Annotated in this window: 16 protein-coding genes; 9 read left to right on the forward strand and 7 right to left on the reverse strand. The window is 66.2% G+C overall.

Features of this window, described 5'->3' with window-relative positions; translation table 11 throughout:
* The first annotated feature begins 9 nt into the window (after nt 1–9).
* Entirely contained in the window at nt 10–474 is a 465-nt protein-coding gene (locus tag DL991_RS32445) for a hypothetical protein (RefSeq protein WP_125788164.1), read from the forward strand.
* Nucleotides 475–763: 289 nt separating this feature from the next.
* Here the strand turns inward: DL991_RS32445 and DL991_RS32450 are convergent, their stop codons facing one another.
* On the reverse strand, nt 764–1,543 hold the full coding sequence (locus DL991_RS32450) for a class I SAM-dependent methyltransferase (protein ID WP_125788165.1): 780 nt from the start codon (nt 1,541–1,543) through the stop codon (nt 764–766).
* A gap of 338 nt (nt 1,544–1,881) precedes the next feature.
* Between DL991_RS32450 and DL991_RS32455 the strand changes: the two genes are divergently transcribed.
* On the forward strand, nt 1,882–2,391 hold the full coding sequence (locus DL991_RS32455) for a hypothetical protein (RefSeq protein WP_199754176.1): 510 nt from the start codon (nt 1,882–1,884) through the stop codon (nt 2,389–2,391).
* A 555-nt stretch (nt 2,392–2,946) separates the two neighbouring features.
* On the opposite strand, the gene DL991_RS32460 is transcribed toward DL991_RS32455, so the two are convergent.
* A complete protein-coding gene (locus tag DL991_RS32460) occupies nt 2,947–5,232 on the reverse strand; it encodes a hypothetical protein (protein WP_199746344.1) in 2,286 nt (761 codons plus the stop codon).
* A gap of 594 nt (nt 5,233–5,826) precedes the next feature.
* Between DL991_RS32460 and DL991_RS32465 the strand changes: the two genes are divergently transcribed.
* A complete protein-coding gene (locus DL991_RS32465; protein WP_125788166.1) occupies nt 5,827–6,078 on the forward strand; it encodes a hypothetical protein in 252 nt (83 codons plus the stop codon).
* 121 nt (nt 6,079–6,199) lie between these two features.
* Here DL991_RS32465 and DL991_RS32470 read toward each other — a convergent pair whose 3' ends face one another.
* Together DL991_RS32470 and DL991_RS32475 are read right to left on the reverse strand one after the other, a co-directional pair.
* Entirely contained in the window at nt 6,200–7,081 is an 882-nt protein-coding gene (locus DL991_RS32470) for a CU044_5270 family protein (RefSeq protein ID WP_125788167.1), read from the reverse strand.
* A complete protein-coding gene (locus DL991_RS32475) occupies nt 7,074–7,646 on the reverse strand; it encodes an RNA polymerase sigma factor (protein WP_125788168.1) in 573 nt (190 codons plus the stop codon). Before DL991_RS32475 ends, DL991_RS32470 begins: the two co-directional genes overlap by 8 nt.
* 271 nt (nt 7,647–7,917) lie before the next feature.
* Between DL991_RS32475 and DL991_RS32480 the strand changes: the two genes are divergently transcribed.
* The gene (locus DL991_RS32480) at nt 7,918–8,292 is read left to right on the forward strand and encodes a VOC family protein (RefSeq protein WP_158634483.1); all 375 of its coding nucleotides are present in this window, start codon (nt 7,918–7,920) and stop codon (nt 8,290–8,292) included.
* 112 nt (nt 8,293–8,404) lie between these two features.
* Here DL991_RS32480 and DL991_RS32485 read toward each other — a convergent pair whose 3' ends face one another.
* Nucleotides 8,405–8,776: a hypothetical protein gene (locus DL991_RS32485; protein WP_125788170.1), complete on the reverse strand. Its 372-nt coding sequence runs from the start codon at nt 8,774–8,776 to the stop codon at nt 8,405–8,407.
* Nucleotides 8,777–9,391: 615 nt separating this feature from the next.
* On the opposite strand from DL991_RS32485, the gene DL991_RS32490 reads away from it, so the two are divergent.
* A complete protein-coding gene (locus DL991_RS32490) occupies nt 9,392–10,009 on the forward strand; it encodes a GNAT family N-acetyltransferase (protein WP_125788171.1) in 618 nt (205 codons plus the stop codon).
* A 38-nt stretch (nt 10,010–10,047) separates the two neighbouring features.
* Here the strand turns inward: DL991_RS32490 and DL991_RS44100 are convergent, their stop codons facing one another.
* On the reverse strand, nt 10,048–10,881 hold the full coding sequence (locus DL991_RS44100; RefSeq protein ID WP_125788172.1) for a recombinase family protein: 834 nt from the start codon (nt 10,879–10,881) through the stop codon (nt 10,048–10,050).
* Nucleotides 10,878–11,291, reverse strand: coding sequence for a recombinase family protein (locus DL991_RS32500; RefSeq protein ID WP_125788173.1), 414 nt, complete (start codon nt 11,289–11,291; stop codon nt 10,878–10,880). The genes DL991_RS44100 and DL991_RS32500 overlap by 4 nt, the downstream gene beginning before the upstream one ends.
* Before the next feature lie 975 nt (nt 11,292–12,266).
* Here DL991_RS32500 and DL991_RS32510 point away from each other — a divergent pair.
* The 4 genes from DL991_RS32510 to DL991_RS32525 all read left to right on the forward strand — a co-directional run bounded on the left by DL991_RS32510 (nt 12,267) and on the right by DL991_RS32525 (nt 16,638).
* A complete protein-coding gene (locus DL991_RS32510) occupies nt 12,267–13,088 on the forward strand; it encodes an AfsR/SARP family transcriptional regulator (RefSeq protein WP_125788175.1) in 822 nt (273 codons plus the stop codon).
* 420 nt (nt 13,089–13,508) lie between these two features.
* Nucleotides 13,509–14,618, forward strand: a complete 1,110-nt coding sequence (locus DL991_RS32515; RefSeq protein WP_125788176.1) for a hypothetical protein — start codon at nt 13,509–13,511, stop codon at nt 14,616–14,618.
* Between the two features lie 32 nt (nt 14,619–14,650).
* Complete coding sequence (locus tag DL991_RS32520) at nt 14,651–15,898, forward strand: MFS transporter (RefSeq protein ID WP_158634485.1); 1,248 nt, start codon at nt 14,651–14,653, stop codon at nt 15,896–15,898.
* Nucleotides 15,895–16,638, forward strand: a complete 744-nt coding sequence (locus tag DL991_RS32525; protein ID WP_125788178.1) for an SRPBCC domain-containing protein — start codon at nt 15,895–15,897, stop codon at nt 16,636–16,638. Before DL991_RS32520 ends, DL991_RS32525 begins: the two co-directional genes overlap by 4 nt.
* Nucleotides 16,639–16,668 lie beyond the last annotated feature (30 nt).

Below are 16,668 nucleotides of genomic sequence, written 5' to 3' on the forward strand. Positions count from 1 at the left end.
CTCGCGGAGATGCTGCACGACCTCGGTGAAGCGCAAATGCTGGACCTCACCGGCTACGAGGCCGACGACCTCGCCGCGCTGGAGGACGCACTTACCGCAGAGACCGACGACGGGGACGGCGCGGGCGAAGCACCGCTGGACAAGGGGGACGCGCTCCGGCTGGCCGGAGTGACCGTGGGCGAACCCGACTACGACACCGATACCGGACAGGTCTGGAGCGTGGGCCGCCACGTCCTCGTTGTCGCCGACGTCCACAAGGGCTGGCCCTTGTGGACGCCACTGCTCGGCGAGGGCGACTTGTTCTGGCCGTACCCGACGATGCTGGCGCCCTGGACGGACAAGGCCGACGCGCACCGCGTGGTGATGGTGCAGCCGTTGCCGTACCTGGCCGGATGGCTGCTGACGAAGTGGAAGCGGATCTCCGGGGAGGAACCGGTGCTGGTGTCCACTTCGGCTTCGGGACGTGCGGCGTGATCCGTACTGCCGGCGGATGCGTCGAGGTCCGAGAGGGCGACATGGCGTCGCGGAGTTGGCACAACGCTTGGCCTTGGCCGGTGTGGAGACGACGTGCCGAGCGGGTTGCATGGGAGCCCTGCTCCTGACAAAACGCACTCATTTGCCGCCGTACGGGGAGCGACGCGCGCTCATGCCGATGAGCGTGCGTTCGCCTGCAGCGTCACCGGGGTGAACGGCGTTGTCCTGGGAGTGATTGTTGGTCGTCGCCAGCAGCGGGTGTTCGTCTCGCTGGTGCGGGGTGCCGCTGCTACGCCGGCGAAGCGTGAACTGGCCACGGCGTGCACGCCGTGGCCAGGACACGTCTCAAGCTGTCGAAGGTGGCCAGGACTCGTTGTGCCTCTTCTTGCATCGACTGCATCGCGAGGTCATCGTCGGCGTCGATGGTGAGCGCCTTCTGCCACAGCGCTTGTTCGGCCATACGCCATGCCGGTTTGTCGGTGACCTCGACGTTCACGAATCCAGCGCGCGGTAGTTGCTTGAGCAGATCGAGTTGCCGCATTCGCGGTGACAGCCGCTCGTCGGTGTCGTCCAGAGCTTCCCAGCAGGTGACGACTATGCGTCCGCCGGGGAGGAGAACTCGACGGCACTCCCGCAGAGCGTCCAGCTTCGGCTCGGCGAACTGGATGGAGTCGACGATGAGCACGGCGTCAACCGACGCCGTGCGTAGTCCTGTGCGGGTCAGCTCACCCACCCGGAAGTCGGCTTGATCCGCCAGCTCCAGTGTCTGTGCTCGACGCTGAGCCTGCTCGATGGCGACCGCCGAAAAGTCCACGCCGACAACCCGGGAACCGCTGCGCCGCGCGATCTCCAGCCCATACCCTCCCCGACCGCACGCCAGATCCAGCAAAACTTGCCCACCACACAGGCCAAGCGCCGTTACAACCTCATCGAGCCCGGCTCCGCTCAGCAGACTGGTGGATTGCAGGTCCGGCGGAAGGCCAAGCATGCGCCGCACAAGTTCATCGGCAACCGGCGACTCGACGCGATCCGCATACCAGCGGTCGAACTCCGCAGCACTTCTCGTCACCTTACGACCATCTCACATCCCCCACGCCCCGCAGCACACCGAACTCGCCTCATAGCCTGGGCACCGGATCGCTGCCCGATTGAGCGCACAGGTTGTTTACAACGCCATCTCATGCCACGAGGCGGTCGATACACAGCCACCCGGCGCGCGCTCATGCCGATGAGCGGATAAGGAGCTGCATGTAGAGGGCTCCGCGCGTAGGTTCATCGGGCTCGGTCAGCCCGATGGCAGGCGGAGCCTCAGTCGACTGGCAGTTGGAGAAGGGTGATCGCGTGTCGGACGACCACCTGTCAGCGCTATGGCGGCAGCAGTGGCCCGGGTGCCCTCCCTTGTCCCACATGGTGAACCGCGCCTTCCCCGATCGGTGGGTGCGTTTCCACAGCCTGCCGGAATCCAAGCGCTATCCCGACCATGAAGCCGAGTACGACGTCGTGCTGCATCGCCACAACTCGATCCTCGACGAACTGTTCCATGGGCAAGACATACAGATCATCACAACCCACTGGTCCGACGATCCCGAACCTCAGGCAATGCCGCCACGGCGCACGCGCCAGCTTCCAGGCGCTCACTACTGGAGATCCCTGCTCGACGACGAAGACGACGCCGACCCCTGCTATGCCCACCTGTACGTCGACCGCACAGTTTGGCAGCCCGGTTTGCTGGATGATCTGCTCCGCGACGTGGCAGACGAAGTCGTCGCCGATGTGATGATCACCAATCTGTCCGTCGACCGGATACACGCACCCTACGACGGAGGCGCCGACGTCCTGCTATCCACGACCACCGAACGCGACACCATGAAGCGCCGACACATCGATTGGCTGTCCGCTCATCCCCGCGGCTACTGACCGCCCTAGCGTCCGCTCATGCCGCGAGTCGCGCTCTGCCAGGCCGCAGGTCGCGTCCTGTCGTGCCGATGAGAGCATCTCTGCAACTTCGGCCTATTTTTGTCGACGCGATGACGGCCGAACTGGACAAGGGGCCTACGCCGGGCCAATGCTCGTGTGCGACCTCAACGAGACGAACACGTACACGTACACGACGAGGTTCCTGGCGCCGCGGGACATGCGGACCGCGAATGGCCGTGACGAATGCGCGCGTCGGTCCTCTTGATCGCCCGAACTTCGGGTCCGAGGCTAGTGCGGCAGCCAGTTCCTCTTTGCAGACTTCCAGGGCAGTGGCGCAGTCATCGGCTTGCAGCCGGACCAGGTCGTTGGCTTTTCTGATCACCGACGAGACCGTCTACCGAGGAATCTTCGGGTTCGTCTTCAGATCAGTCGGCGCCGGCATCCACCCGTGACATGGCCGCGGCTCCGGCCTGGCGGCCCTCGAACGGCGGCTAAAAGCTCGTGAGTGTTCCGGGCGGTTAGAACCGCCCGGAACACTCACGAGTCAATCTGTGGTCACACGCGGCAGGGGTTTCCGCCGGGGTGGCCCGCGGTGGCTTCGACGTTGGCCTTGGCCTCGCCGATCACCACGTCGGTGAGCGGGGTGTCCAACGCGACCGCTTGCTGGGTGACGCTTGTCGCGGTCGTCACGGTGCTGTTGAGCCGCAGCGAGCCGACCGCCAGCGGGATCGTCAGTGGTGCACTGCCCACCGCCACCGAAAGCCCGTTGATCTTCAGGCTGGCGATGCTCGACGAACCGGCCAGCGACGGCACCAGCCCACCCGGTCCGACGACACAGGTCGCCGTCGCCGTGGACCTGATCACGCCCAGTTCGATCGTCACCAGCGGGATGATCGCGCCGGCGGTGACCTTCGAGGACTCCACTTTCGCCTCCGCGAAGGCGTTGTCACCGGCAGCGGGTGGCGATGCGGCGAGACTGTCGGGTGTCTGGTCGGTCCTGGCGTCGAGCACGTTCAGCCGGACACCGACGATACCGGCGTTCAGGTTCACGTTCGCCAGGTTCTGATGATCGTCGGCACACGGCACGTCCGCCGGGTTCGCCCTGGTCACCATCAATCCGGCCAGGTTGAGAACCGTTGCCTGGCAGGAGAAAACGCCGGTCCGTTCCGAAGTTTGGATCCGCAGGTCGGACAGGATCGGGCTGGCCCCGCTGGGACTCGCCTTCAACGTCGCACGTGCCTCGATGTAGCGCCCGGTCATGGTGAACTGGGCGCCATTGCCGACCGCCGCAAACGGCTGGGCGGCCAGCCCGGCTTCGGTGTCCGAGGTACGCGCCTCGACGGTGATGCTCGTTCCCGCCGGGACACTGCCCTGCGGCTCGGTGTTCCAGGTGATCTTGCCCCAGGTCTGGCCCGCGACGCCGCCGTCCTGGACGACGGACCAGGTGCCCTGCGGCGCGGTGATCTCACCGAGCACGGACCCGGTCATGTCGCTGTAGTTGTACGGACCCGCGCCCGCACCGAGGTCGACGGTCAGGTCGACCGCGCCGACCGGGAACCCGCCACCGCCGATCGGCCCGGCGGCCGGGTCGATGCGCTGGGCGTTGTTGGTGTTGAGGTTCGTGACCCACACCTTGCCGTTGCTGTCCACCGCGACGCCGGTCGGGCCGGCACCGCCGGGCAGCGCCACGTTGCCCACGAAAGTACCGTCGGTCCGGAGATGCCCGACCGTGGTCTGCGCCCCGAGTATCGAATGCGCGACCCACACATTCCCAGCCTTGTCCGCGGCGACACCCTGTGCGTACTGGTTGCCGTGCGGGAAAGTACCGAGCACGGTGCCCGCCGGCGACATCTTGACCACTGCGGACCGGTCAACGGTGGTGTGCCAGATCTCGCCGGTGTTCGGGTCCATGCCGAGCCCGTAGTCACCGTGCGAGGTGTCGAGACAGGCACCGGCGCCGGTACCCGGTTCGTAGCGCAGCAGGTTGTTGCCGAAGCGCGCTGACCACAGCGTGCCTGCCTTGTCGATCAGTCCGCCGTACCCGCCGCAGCCGAAGTTGATCTGGGAGCCCGCCACGGGATCCCCGGACGTTCCCATCAGCTTTTCGTGATCGTTGTCGGCGCCGCCGGTCCACAGGTCGTTGTTGGCGTCGACGGCGACCGTCCTGGTGTTCGTTCCGGTGACACGGGTGTAGTTGATGATGCATTCGTCGGCCGCTGTGCTGACGCCGCCGTTGTCGTTGACACCACCGGCGTTGGTCCATGGCCGGATGTCGCCGAGACCGCGGGTGGTGGCGTACAAGCCGTCCAGGTCCCGGTCGTCACAGGTGTTGTACCCGAATGGGCCCTTGAGATAGTCGCCGACCGGGTTCGGCGTGCCGTCGGCATTGCTGCGCGTGCCGCCCTGAATCACGCCGACCCTGGTCACGGAGCCTTTTCCGCCGGTGTTTTCCGCGCGGTTCGACAACCAGGTATTGCCGAATTTGTCGACCGTCGTGCGGGACGGGTCGTGCCCGCGACCGCTGGGCGCCGATGTCCATTCTCCGACGATCGCGCCGGTGTTGACGTCGATGCGGACCATGGTTCCCCTGGCCGAAGCCGCAACATTGACGTACGGGAAGAACACCGTCGACCTGTTGAGCTGCAGCTGGTTGTTGTTGGGCGCGTCGTGATTGACGTCCTGCAAGACCCCGTTGTCGAAATCGGCGTCCGCCGTATAGAGCACGTTCTTTCCCGCGACCGGCGCGGCCGCGGCGATACCGGGCAGCTGCGTCACCACAAGCGCGGCGGTCAGCGCCAGAACGTTGACCGCACGGACAGATCTTCGAGATCGTTGGCGCATCGCTAAGTCCCTCCCGAACAATACAGGCGCCCACGTCATCGTGGATGCCTATCGGGAGTCGCTGGACGTATCGGGCATGTTACTCAATACGATCTACGAACATTTCTTTCAAAATAGGGCAATGCACAAACCAGGTCAACCGAATGGCATTCGGGTGACGCACTACGGCAAACTGATGAAGGGACTCGTGAGTGTTGCCGACGGTTCTGACCGTCGGCAACACTCACGACCGCCACACGCTGCCCAAAGACCCATTCCTTAACAGGCATTACGACGGAGTAAGCCCGCGTAGCCGGTTCACGACGAGGATGGCTCGGGTACGCCTCAATCATCGACCCGGCACTCCGCCAACCGGCATACACGAACGCGCGCTCATGGCTCCCCTTTGTGTCAAGGGGTGCCATGAGAGCGCGAAGCTCGATACCACCGGCATACTCTGGTAGTGACCGATCTTCCGGCGGACGTGGAGACGCACTACCTGCGTCTGGCAGCACAACGGCACTGGCCACCGGAGACCGAATCCGCGTTCCGGGCAAGCGTCGCGTGGTATCGGGCGTTGGACGAGGCTCCGAGCTTCGCCAGTACTACGAATACGTGGATCATGAAGGCCTGGTCAACGAAGGAGCCCGCTGGCTGTGGGAAGCGATCGTGGTCGACCACGAGACAGTGGCCGTCAAGCAGATCGAGCAGGATTCGTCCGGGGCCGTTCACCGCTACTGGTGGCGGAATATCGAGGATGACGCCGGCGGACTCACCGACCAGGCACTCGACCTCGCCGACCCCGGCCTCACGCCTGTTTCCCGGTCTACGTTCTCTGCGCTTTGGGACAGCAGCACCGACAAGTGAAACTCCCGTTCCAGGTGCGGTCGATGACCGAAATCCTGCGCGACACCGTAGGCGGCGACGCATCCGCACTTGGGCCGCGGAAGTGGCCGGGAGCGGGATACGGCCCCCGGTCACCGATCCGCTATTCGGGCAGGGTGTTGGTCCACTCGGCGTTGATCCTGGCGCCGGCGGGATTGGCCACCTTGTTCACCGCCCCGTCCATGGTGACGAAGATCGAAGTGCCGTTCACCCGTCCGGTCTCCGGATCGACGACGAGCCGCTCACCCGTGGGCAGCGACAGGCCCTGCCCGCCCGGCACCGCGCCGAGGTTTTCGACACCTGGGTAGTCGGCGATCACGCGGAAAGCCGTGGCCCGGACCTCGGGCGTGGCGGGCAGGGTGGACACCAGTGAGATCAACGACTGGAAAGCGGCTTGTTCCCGGTCGCTCGCGGTGAGTTCGCCCGCGCTCGTCCTGGCGTCACTGCGCTCGAGGGCCTCGGCGATCCAGGCCTTCAACGCGTCCGGTTCCGTCGGCAGGGCACGCAACTGCTCGAGGGTCAGATCGACGGCGACCAGCGAGAACGGGGTGGCCGACTGCGGCTTCAACGGCGTGACCTTGCCTCCCGTCTTCGCTCCCCGCATCCACGACTGACCGTCCGGCTTGATCCAGTACTCGTACCCACTCGAAGCAGCGGCGCCGTCCGCCTCGGCCACCTTCACGTGCCAGTAGCTGCCGGCCCCCTCGGGGGAACGTTCGGCGGCGGTGGCGGCCGCGAGCAGGATCTCCTGCCCACTGACCGTTCGCACCGGCGGACCGTCGACCGGTGCGGCCGGCATGGCGGCGATCGCCACGACGGCAGCGGCCGCCGCGAGTCCGGCTCCCGCGACCAGCCATCCGGACCGCCGCCGGGAAGTCCGGCCACCGCGAATCCGGTTCTGGAGCCGGTGCCGGCTGCGGTCGACCACGTCCTGGGACGGCCCGTCCGATGCCAGCGCGGTGCGCAGCGTCTGCAGGTCATTCATCGAGTGCCTCCGGGGTGAGGATGAAGTTGAGCTTCTTGCGGGCACGGTTGAGCCGGGAACCGACCGTGCCGGAGGAAATACCGAGCGCCGCGGCCACTTCCTCGTACCCGAGCTGGCCGAGCGCCACGAGCAGCAGCACGTCCCGTTCCCCTGCGGACAGCCGCGACAACGCGTTCGCGAGTTGAGGAAGCAGCCGCCGGGCGGCCACCGACGCGACCACCCTGCTCTCGTGCCCCTCGACCGCCGGTGCGACGTTCACCCGTGCCAGCGCCCGATAGTGGCGAGCCTCCCTCCGGCGGTGCCTGGCCACCAGATTCGTGGCGATGCCGAACAACCAGACCCGCACCTCACCGCGTTCAGGATCGAACGTGCCGCGCCGGTCGAACGCGACGAGGAACGTCTCCGCGGCGATGTCCTCCGCGGTCTGCGCGTCCAGCCGCCCGGCCACATACCGGTAGATGGCCGCGAAGTAGCGATCGTGCACTTCGGTGAACAGTTCCGGGTCCTGCGGCAACCGGGCGGCCAGGTCGGCATCGGTCACCTGCTCGCCCGTTCCCGCGGTCATGTGTCCACCTCTGACATGTGGATCCTTCCTGTCGGCGGTCAGCTTTCACCACCACTTCGCCGCCGGCCGGCTTCTTCTTCCCACCCCGCTGTGACGCGCGGCCCGCCGGCCCGGCGCCGTGGCGGTCAGGGGTGGGCGATTCGATGTCGAGTCGGGGCACCCGGTACCTGATCGACGGACCCAGGTCGGGTCGTGCCCGATCCCGCCGCGGCGAGGGCGTCGCCGCAGGGCCGGCAGGTGGCTGCCGAGGTCACCATGTACGCCGGCATGGGTGTACCGGCACGATGTCCTGGTGCCGGTACCGGTCACCGATATCGACCGGGCCAAAGCCTTCTACCAGGACCAGCTCGGGTTCCGCCTCGACGTCGACGTCAACCCGAAGCCCGGCATCCGCATCGTCCAGGCTCACCCCACCCGGTTCGGCATGCTCGATCACCCTCGCCAAAGGCCTCCCACCCTCGACATGCCTCCGGGAACACCGCGCGGTCCGCACCTGGTGGTCGCCGACATCGAGACGGCCCGCGCCGAACTCGTCGAACGCGGCGTCGAGATCAGCGAGGTCGAGGACCTCGGCGGAGTGTTCTACGCGTACTTCGCCGACCCCGACGGCAATACCTGGTGCCTGCAGCACATGCCCTGGCGTTAACCCCCCGGGGACGTGGCATGGCCATCGTCAGATTTCGCACGTGTACATCGGCACGAGCGGACGGACGGTCCACGCCACGGAGCCGATGACGGCGCCCCAGAGCAGCCGCTGCTCAGAAGGTGTAGTCGGCGGACCTCTCAGTCCTCGGCCTGTGACCGAACTTCGACTCATACGCCTTGATGAGGGCACGGTCGGTGACCTTCTCGCCCGCCGCAAGCCGTGCCAGGTGTGGCACCAGCCACCGGGCCTCGCAGGCGTCGAACTCCTCGGCGTACGTCTCGTCCAACTTGCCGTCGAGGAACACCTGCGTGACGGAGCGCTGCCCGCCGACGTTGACGATGTGCGGCCCCATCGAGAAGTTGAGCAGTGTCGTCTTGCCACGCGGGTAGACGCTGATCGTCACCGGGTGCGGCCAGCCAGTGGCGCCTTCGGGTGAGTGGCCGAGCACCAGGAACTCCAGTTGTCCGCCTGTGCGGTCAGCCATTAGACCTCTTTCCAAAGATGGCCCGGACCTGCGTGATCCATGGGTATCGAGTCTGCCACGTCCAGCCACGCGGACATCCCAAGCCGCCGTAGCAGCACACGATTCGCCGCAATCGCACATCGGCAGAAGAGGGCGTTCGCGGCAAGAGGAGGGCAGCCGAGACTGGCGCACAGCCTCCGATACCGAGAACAGGGCTCGCCGAACACTCGGAAGTAGTGGCAGCGCTGTGCCGGCGTCAGCTCCGCGAGCACTGCCAGATACTCGCGCTGCTCGCGACTGAGAACAACGGCCCCGGGGCAGCGAGGGGGCCTACGTGGCCGTGAGGACGGCCCCGGTGCGGCCAGGATAGTACCTCAGGAGGTACCGCAAGAGTCTGAACGTACCCCCCGGGCGTACAGGCGAGCGAGTTGCGTCATATACCCCTGAGGGGTAGCCGGGCCACCAGCCGCGCACCGAGATAGCCGAGCTCGTCGATTTATGCCGAGTTCGGCATAGATCGACCTATCCCGACCCTGTGACTATGCCGAGCCCGCAGCGGTGTGAAGGCAGAGGTCCCTGTCGTTGTCGCTCATTGCGGTGGGCTTATTCGCTTGCCTACGCTGCGAAGATCGGCGGGTGACCCAGCGTATGTTGCATACCCGGCGGCTGACGCTCGTGCCACTGGCTGATGAGCACCTCGAGTTGGAGATCGAGCTGGATTCCGATCCCGAGGTGATGCGTTACCTCACCGGCCGGGCCCTCACCCGTGCCGAGGTCGAGCGTGCACATCACCGTCGGCGTGCTGCCGCGCGTAAGGTGCCCGGCCTGGGCTTCTGGGTCGGATTCGCCGAGGATGGCTTCGTCGGTTGGTGGATTCTGCAGCCGCCGCATGGGCCGGACCAGCCCAACATCGCAGGGGAGGCCGACCTAGGCTACCGGCTGTTACGTCGCCGGTGGCGCTGCGGGTATGCCAGCGAGGGGGCGAAAGAACTCATCCGCTACGGCTTCACTGACCTGGGGCTCAATCGCATCTTCGCCCAGACCATGGCCGTCAACACCGCCTCGCGGGCAACCATGTCTGCCGCTGGGCTCTCCTTCGTGCGAGCGTTCATCTCTGCCGGGGCCAACGACGACGCGGTATCCGGCGCGGAGCAAGGCGAAGTCGAGTACGACATAACCCAGGCCAAACATCGCCGGGGTGAGGCTGCCCTTCGAACGCAAGAGTCATCTGGCCGGACGAGACTGGCAGGCTGACAACCTTGTGCGCCGCGGCTGGCTGGAGTTCTCGGCTTTCATGACCGCAGACCAGCTCCAGACCTTGACGACGAAGGTCTTCGCCGACATCGCCCGATCTGTGATCGTCGGCCTGTCCACCCTGGGGAAGCAGACCGGCCAATGTCTCCAGAAGGTGATCTTCTCGGACATAGACGTTGCGAGGTGCATGAGCCGGCCGCGGTGTGGCAGTGGTGTAGCCGTGACGGCACCGATACCCCCGCACGCCCATGCACCCAATGCACCCAATGCGCGTCCATCCGACGACCACATACCCTGCAGGCCACCAACCCTGCCAGCGCATATTTGCGCGTGCTGCCGTCTTTGGTCCGCCGGTCGGCACGTATCCGCTGAACAGCGACGAACGTGGCATCGTCGACCAAAGGGGCGTGGGCCAGGTGCTCGGATATCTCCCACTCCCCCACCGTGTTCCGGCGCACGGCCCCCGAACCTCGCCCGCCACGGCGTCCATCGGCACCGTGGCCTTTCGTGGTCTGACGGTTCCACACCTGGCGTCCGGTGTACCGCGGATTCTCCAAGATCATTCCGACTGTCCGCGCGATCCATTCCGCTCCCGGCCGGTGGGAGTTCCGCGTCGGATCAGCGCTCGATGGACAGGGAACGCCCCGGTCGTTCAGCTCGCGCACCAGCGACGCGACCGACCGGCCTCGAGCCCGCTCGGCGAACATCCACCGCACCCATGGCGCGGTACCCGGATTCGGCTCCAGCACATGCAGCCGCCGGCCCCACCGCGCATGAATGACGTTCGGATGGCGCCCGCCATCGGCCAACCGATGCCCATACGGTGGGCGCCCACCCAGAAAGCGACCCTGTAGCCGTGCCTGGGTACTCATCGCCGCCAAACCCGATGACGAGCCCGCGCCACCTCGCGCTGCGCTTGCGCACCCAGCAACGTCATCAACGCCAGGTGAACCGGACTGTCCAGCTCCACCGGACCCCCAGCCTCGGGCAACCACACCTGCACATCCACGGCATTCAGCCGAGCGACCACGTCCCGGAACTGATCACCATAAAACGCCCGCTCATACTCCCCCACCACCACAGCATCAAACTCACGATCCCGGCTCTCGGCAGCAGCCAGCAGCGCCGACGCCGCCGGCCGCTCCCACCACGACCATCGCCGCGACCGGCCTTCATCGAAGAACTCGACAACAACCTCACCAACGCCTTCGACCAACTCCTCCGACACCGAGCGCTGCCAGGCACGCGACGTCCGAGCATCCTGGAACTCACTCGTCGACATCCGCCCATAGAAAGCAAACCTCACACCCTCTACCGGACCCACCAGAACCTAGCGGCGAACCACGGCGACGAGCAGCCACAGCCTGCACAAACTCCGCCCCACGCAACGTGCCCATCCTGAGCCATGACGAAAGACGACCGAGCACCGCCCAAACAGACCAACGACCGAGACCACGACTTCGCAGATCTGACCGATGATCTCCACAGCGGCGTCGGCTCTGCGACCACAGCAGGTTCAGCTATCGATCTCGTGTGACGGATTTCCGTGTGAGACGAGAGCACCAGACCTTTCCCAGCAGAACTTGCCGAAGACGCCAGGTCTGGGTAGCTGTCCGGAGCGCCGACTACTCGTTCACCAACGACGTGGACTTCGTAGCAAACTAGGTCGTAGTCGCCTGCCTCCCGCACCACGTCGCTTGTCTCGACGCGCCACTCGCGCCCGGTGAAACACGCCCGCATCAGCCATCTCAGCCCGCCCACCTCCTTGACCTGCGCTGTACGCAGCGATCAACCACGTCGGGATCCTGACCTGCTGTCGATCGGGTGGCCCCCTGGGGACGCGTCCCATGGCGAGGCCTTCCGAGTGCTGGCCAGTCCGCTGAGGTCGTTCCTGCAGCATCCAGCGAACCGAGACCGAGTCGAGTTCCAGCGGTGGGCATGGACTACACGCCGCGGGTATCCGGCGTACGCGGCCGGTCCCCGGTGGACCGGATGGCACCCGCACGTGTCGAACTTCCTCCAGGCCGTCGACTTCGACGTTCCAGACGCCGCAGGCTCGAGCCTTTCGAGAGACATTCGTGGCGGCTGCTTCTCCTGGTCGGCGTTGGTGCCCGGACTCGATCCGAGCCCGCCGCCAGACCACAGCGGGAACCGTCCCTGGTAGCTGACCAGCAAGATCGTGCCGTCGATACCACTTTGATGGCGACCGAATCTAGCGTTCGGCCGATCACGGTGCGACTATCCGGTGGGGGTCCAGATGCTGTTCCGCGTCCTTGGCAGGATTGATCTTGTTCCCACGAACGGGAATCCCTTGGTTATCTCGTCGAAGAAGAAGCAGGCGTTGTTGGCCACCCTGCTGGTGGACAACGGAAACTGGGTTCGAACCGATGAGCTGATCGACACGATCTGGGGCGAGCGACCGCCGAAGTCCGCGGCAGGCAGTCTCAAAACCTATGTCTGGCAGTTGCGTACGATCACCTCCCAGGCCGAAGGCCGCGAGGTGATCGAGACCTGTCGCGGCGGTTACCGGATCAACCTCGGCCGCGAAGAAGTTGACATGCTTCTGTTCGAGGATGGGGTACTGGCGGGCGCGGGCGCGCTGAATCGGGGGGAACCCTCCGCCGCTTTGGCCGGTCTCGAAAGTGCCTGCCGACTGTGGCGTGGCCTTCCGTTCGCCGATTTGGAAATCTGGCACGCCGAGGCCCAGTCGACCTGGCTGACCGAACTGTGGCTCGTCGCCCAGCAGGCACTCGCCAGGGCCAGGATCGCCACCGGAGCGGCTGCGCCGGCAGTCGCGGGGCTTCGTCAGATCCTCGCTGATCATCCGCTGATCGAAAGCCTGCATGGACTGCTGATGCTCGGCCTCTACCGGAGCGGCCGACAGGCTGAGGCGTTGGCGGCGTTCACCCGGATCCGCGCTCTCCTTGATGCCGAACTCGGCCTTTCGCCCTGTGCCGAGCTCCGCGAATTGCATCGGGACATCTTGCGGCAAGCACCGCGACTGGATTCCACAGAACTGTCGCTATCCGCCTTCGGCGGCGTGCCGAAGGCGGTCGCCACCGGATATGCCGTCCGATAGACCTGGAATAGACCGCGGTCCCGCAATATTGCAGTTGTTCCCGAAACGGGAATCCCACCCGGCGAACCGAAGGAGGTGCTACCCATGGAGAACACCTTTGAGCTGGACATCGAGCAGACGGACTTCGACGTCCTCGGGGAGAAGGAGTACTGATCCTCCGGCGTCGGTCGATGCACCGGCGCAATGATCGGTAGTCGCAGATTCCGGGTCGGCGGACACGGTTGTGGTCGCCGACCCGGAATTCGATGTGGACACCCGTCAGCTGACGGCAGCACCCGAAGGGGGCGTGAAATGGAGCGCGTTCAATATCGAAGGAACTCGACCATTCCGATTCGCGACATCGTTTTCCCGCCCCCGGCCGTCCTGGACACGGCGACGTTGCACCGCCGTTGGGCCCCATGGTTCGAGTTGAGAGATTCGATGGATAGCCCGGTGCGCGCCCGGCACGCTCCGCTGCTCGCCGCCATGCTTTCCGGGAGGACGGAAAGCGCGGTACCGAACTGGTTCAGCATCATCTCACCCGCGGGAACCCGCGAGCAGCTCGTCCGACAGTCCCGTTCGGACGACCACTTGTGCCCTGCACCGGACTCACTGCCACCCGCGCTGGCTGGCTCCCACTGGCAGATGCTGGCCGTTGGCGTGCGGAACTGGCCTCAACAGGATCCGAACCGCCAGGTGCTGCTCGTCCAGCTGCTCACACAGCTCGGCTTCCATGACACGGTCGCCGAACTGGTGCCTCGGGTCACCGTGCGGGCAGGCGACCCCACTGGCCAGCAGCTCGCGTTCGAGGTTGCCCGGTCCGGTCGGTTGCTCGACCGGAAGAGCAAAGCGCCGCTGCGGGTCTTCGATTGGCTCACCGAGCACGCCGACCACCCCTCGCTGCGTGTCTCCTCGGCGATTCAGCTCGCTTCTGCACTGACACGGGCGCACCGCGATCACAGCACGGCGATCAGCTGGATTTACCGTGCGGACCAGGAAAGCACCCAGCTGGGCATCGGGCCGGACTGGCTCTGGCACCTCCTCCGCAGCAGGCGGCACCGGGTCGCCGCGTTGATCGCCGCGCGCGGCGGTGACCATGGCCGCAGCGCAGAGGAGATGCGGAGCGCGCTTGACCACGACGACCGGCTCGCCGACCTTGCCCACGATCGGTTCACCAGGCATTACCAGCGGGAGAACCGCGCGTTGGTGATCGAGGCGTTCCTGAAGCTGGACACGATCACCGGACGCGACTCGGCTCCGGCCGGGATTGTCGAGTCTGCGACGCGGGTCGACGCGTACGACCCTGATCTGCGCTTCACCGCTGGTAGCTACCTCGCCGGCCGTGAACGCTGGGACCAGGCGCTGGTGGCGTTCCTCGCAGCCGCTGACTCCGGCACGATCCGCGGCGCGGTCGGTGCGTTCCGAGCCGGGCTGTGCCTCCAACGGCTCCGCCGTCCCGAGGCGGCCCGCCGCGCCTATCGGCTCTGTCTCGACCTCGATCCGGTCTCGATCAGCGCCGCCGAACGGCTGTCCGCCGGAGCGACGTCATGACCAGTACCGAAAGGCAAGCAGGCGGCCGGCTAATGGCCCGATTGTTCATCCAAGGCGCACCGGACTTTCGCTACCTGTGGGGAGCCTCCACGATCTCGTACGCGGGCGATGGCATGTCCGCGGTGGTACTGCCGCTGCTGGCGGCGACGTTGTCCAGTGATCCGAAAGTGGTCGCCGCGGTAGTGGCCGTGCGCTGGCTTCCGTGGGTGCTGTTCGCACTCCCGGCGGGCGCACTTGCCGACTCGTGGAATCGGGTGCGGGTCATGTGGATCTGCGACGTCGTGCGAGCCGCGCTGACCGCGGCACTCGCGGTCACGGTGCTGGCGGGAGTGGTCACCATCCCGCTGCTGATGGTGGCCGCCTTCCTGTTGACTTGCGCCGGAATCCTGTTCGACAGCACCAGTGTCGCGGTGCTGCCGAAGATGACAGGCCGCGATCCTGATCGGATCCGCGCCGCGAACTCGCGGCTGATGACCAGCCAGACGCTGACCCTCGACTTTCTCGGACCGCCGCTCGGTGGTCTGCTTTTCGGCTGGCACCGGGTGTTCCCGCTGGTCGGTGACGCGTTGAGCTATCTGGTGAGCGCGGCCCTGCTGCGCCGCATGCGTGGCGATTATCGGGTGCCCAATCCCCGCGCGATGTCCTTCGGCACCGTCAGGGCGAGCCTGGCGGAGGGCTTGCGCTGGCTGCTCGGGCATCCGCTGCTGCGTTCGCTGACCGTGCTCTCAGGCGGCGGCAACCTGGCGAACTTCGCGCAGTCGTCGATTCTGGTCCTGTTCGTTGGACAGTTCTTCGGCATCGGTCCGGTCGGATTCAGCCTTCTGCTGGCCAGCGGCTCGGTCGGCGCGTTCGCGGGCGGGCTCGCCGCTCCGCGCATCGACCGGCTTCTCGGCACCGCGCCGACCATCCGGCTGACCCTGCTCATCAGCTGTGGCGGCAGCCTGCTGCTGGGATTCGCGACCGCGACCTGGATGCCGTTCGCGATCGTGGTACTCACCGGCTTCGCGGTGACCGTCCGGAATGTGGTGCAGGTATCGCTGCGGCAGTCACAGACACCGGACGAGATGCTCGGCCGAGTCAACGGCGTGCACCGGCTGGTCACCTACGGCGCCATCCCGATCGGCGCGGCGGCCGGCGGACTGCTCGCCGCCTCCGCAGGGCTGCGTGCCGCGATGTTCCTGGCGGCCGGGATCTTCGCAGCGCTCGCCTTGTTCGCCACCTTCACGGTGACCGCCGCGCGGATCACCAGCCAACCAGACGAAGAAGGAAGGGCGCCATGACTGCAAACGAAACCACCACTATCGCCCCGGTGAGCCACGACGTAGTCCTCCACCACACGCCGGACCGAGTGTGGGACAAGATATTCGACGGCGAGGCGGCACGTGGATGGCTCGGGGTGGCCGGGTTCGTCATGCCCGAGCGGCAGGGTGCGGCGTTCTGCTGGTTCTACGACGCCGGGCCGACCATGCCGTCCGCGGACGTCGGCCGAATCACCGCCCTGCAACGGCCGGAGCGACTCACTCTCCTGCTACGGCTCGCACAGTCCCAAGTGGACAGTAGGGTCACCCTGCTGCTGACCAGAACAGACAACGGACACACGGCGCTGCGGCTGACCCACGCCGGGTTCCCGGACGACCGAATCGGCCGTTTCGAACGGGACGGCTGGGAACACGGCTGGGAACACCACCTCGAATTGCTCGCCGATCACCTCGACGGCAGGGCGAACAACTACCAGATCGGCCATCGCGCGGTACTCGGCGTGGTGCCGGTCGGGGTCACCGAAGGCGACGGGATCCTGGTTTCCAAGGTGCGCTCCGGCTCCCCTGCCGACCTCGCCGGGGTCCGGCCGGGGGACGTGATCCGTTCCGCGGACCAGGTCGTCTTCGACAGCATGGAGGACTTCGACGAGTGGATAGACGACCGGCGACCCGGTGACCAGGTGCTTCTGCGGGTCGGCGACCGGTCGCTGGCCGCCGTGCTCGAAGCGAAGCAGCCGCCCGAATACCTGGCGAACGTCTGACCGGGCCTGTCGATGTTCCTGCAGGTCCCC

This window comes from Amycolatopsis sp. WAC 01375 (genome assembly GCF_003947325.1).
Lineage (GTDB): Bacteria > Actinomycetota > Actinomycetes > Mycobacteriales > Pseudonocardiaceae > Amycolatopsis.

What these genes read in the sequence shown, in the direction of transcription:
- DL991_RS32445 (WP_125788164.1), top strand. Translation starts at nt 10, where the DNA reads ATGCTGCACGACCTCGGTGAAGCGCAAATGCTGGACCTCACCGGCTAC.
- DL991_RS32455 (WP_199754176.1), top strand. Translation starts at nt 1,882, where the DNA reads ATGGTGAACCGCGCCTTCCCCGATCGGTGGGTGCGTTTCCACAGCCTG.
- DL991_RS32460 (WP_199746344.1), bottom strand. Translation starts at nt 5,232, where the DNA reads ATGCGCCAACGATCTCGAAGATCTGTCCGTGCGGTCAACGTTCTGGCG.
- DL991_RS32470 (WP_125788167.1), bottom strand. Translation starts at nt 7,081, where the DNA reads ATGAATGACCTGCAGACGCTGCGCACCGCGCTGGCATCGGACGGGCCG.
- DL991_RS32475 (WP_125788168.1), bottom strand. Translation starts at nt 7,646, where the DNA reads ATGACCGCGGGAACGGGCGAGCAGGTGACCGATGCCGACCTGGCCGCC.
- DL991_RS32485 (WP_125788170.1), bottom strand. Translation starts at nt 8,776, where the DNA reads ATGGCTGACCGCACAGGCGGACAACTGGAGTTCCTGGTGCTCGGCCAC.
- DL991_RS44100 (WP_125788172.1), bottom strand. Translation starts at nt 10,881, where the DNA reads ATGAGTACCCAGGCACGGCTACAGGGTCGCTTTCTGGGTGGGCGCCCA.
- DL991_RS32500 (WP_125788173.1), bottom strand. Translation starts at nt 11,291, where the DNA reads ATGTCGACGAGTGAGTTCCAGGATGCTCGGACGTCGCGTGCCTGGCAG.
- DL991_RS32510 (WP_125788175.1), top strand. Translation starts at nt 12,267, where the DNA reads ATGCTGTTCCGCGTCCTTGGCAGGATTGATCTTGTTCCCACGAACGGG.
- DL991_RS32515 (WP_125788176.1), top strand. Translation starts at nt 13,509, where the DNA reads ATGGATAGCCCGGTGCGCGCCCGGCACGCTCCGCTGCTCGCCGCCATG.
- DL991_RS32520 (WP_158634485.1), top strand. Translation starts at nt 14,651, where the DNA reads ATGGCCCGATTGTTCATCCAAGGCGCACCGGACTTTCGCTACCTGTGG.
- DL991_RS32525 (WP_125788178.1), top strand. Translation starts at nt 15,895, where the DNA reads ATGACTGCAAACGAAACCACCACTATCGCCCCGGTGAGCCACGACGTA.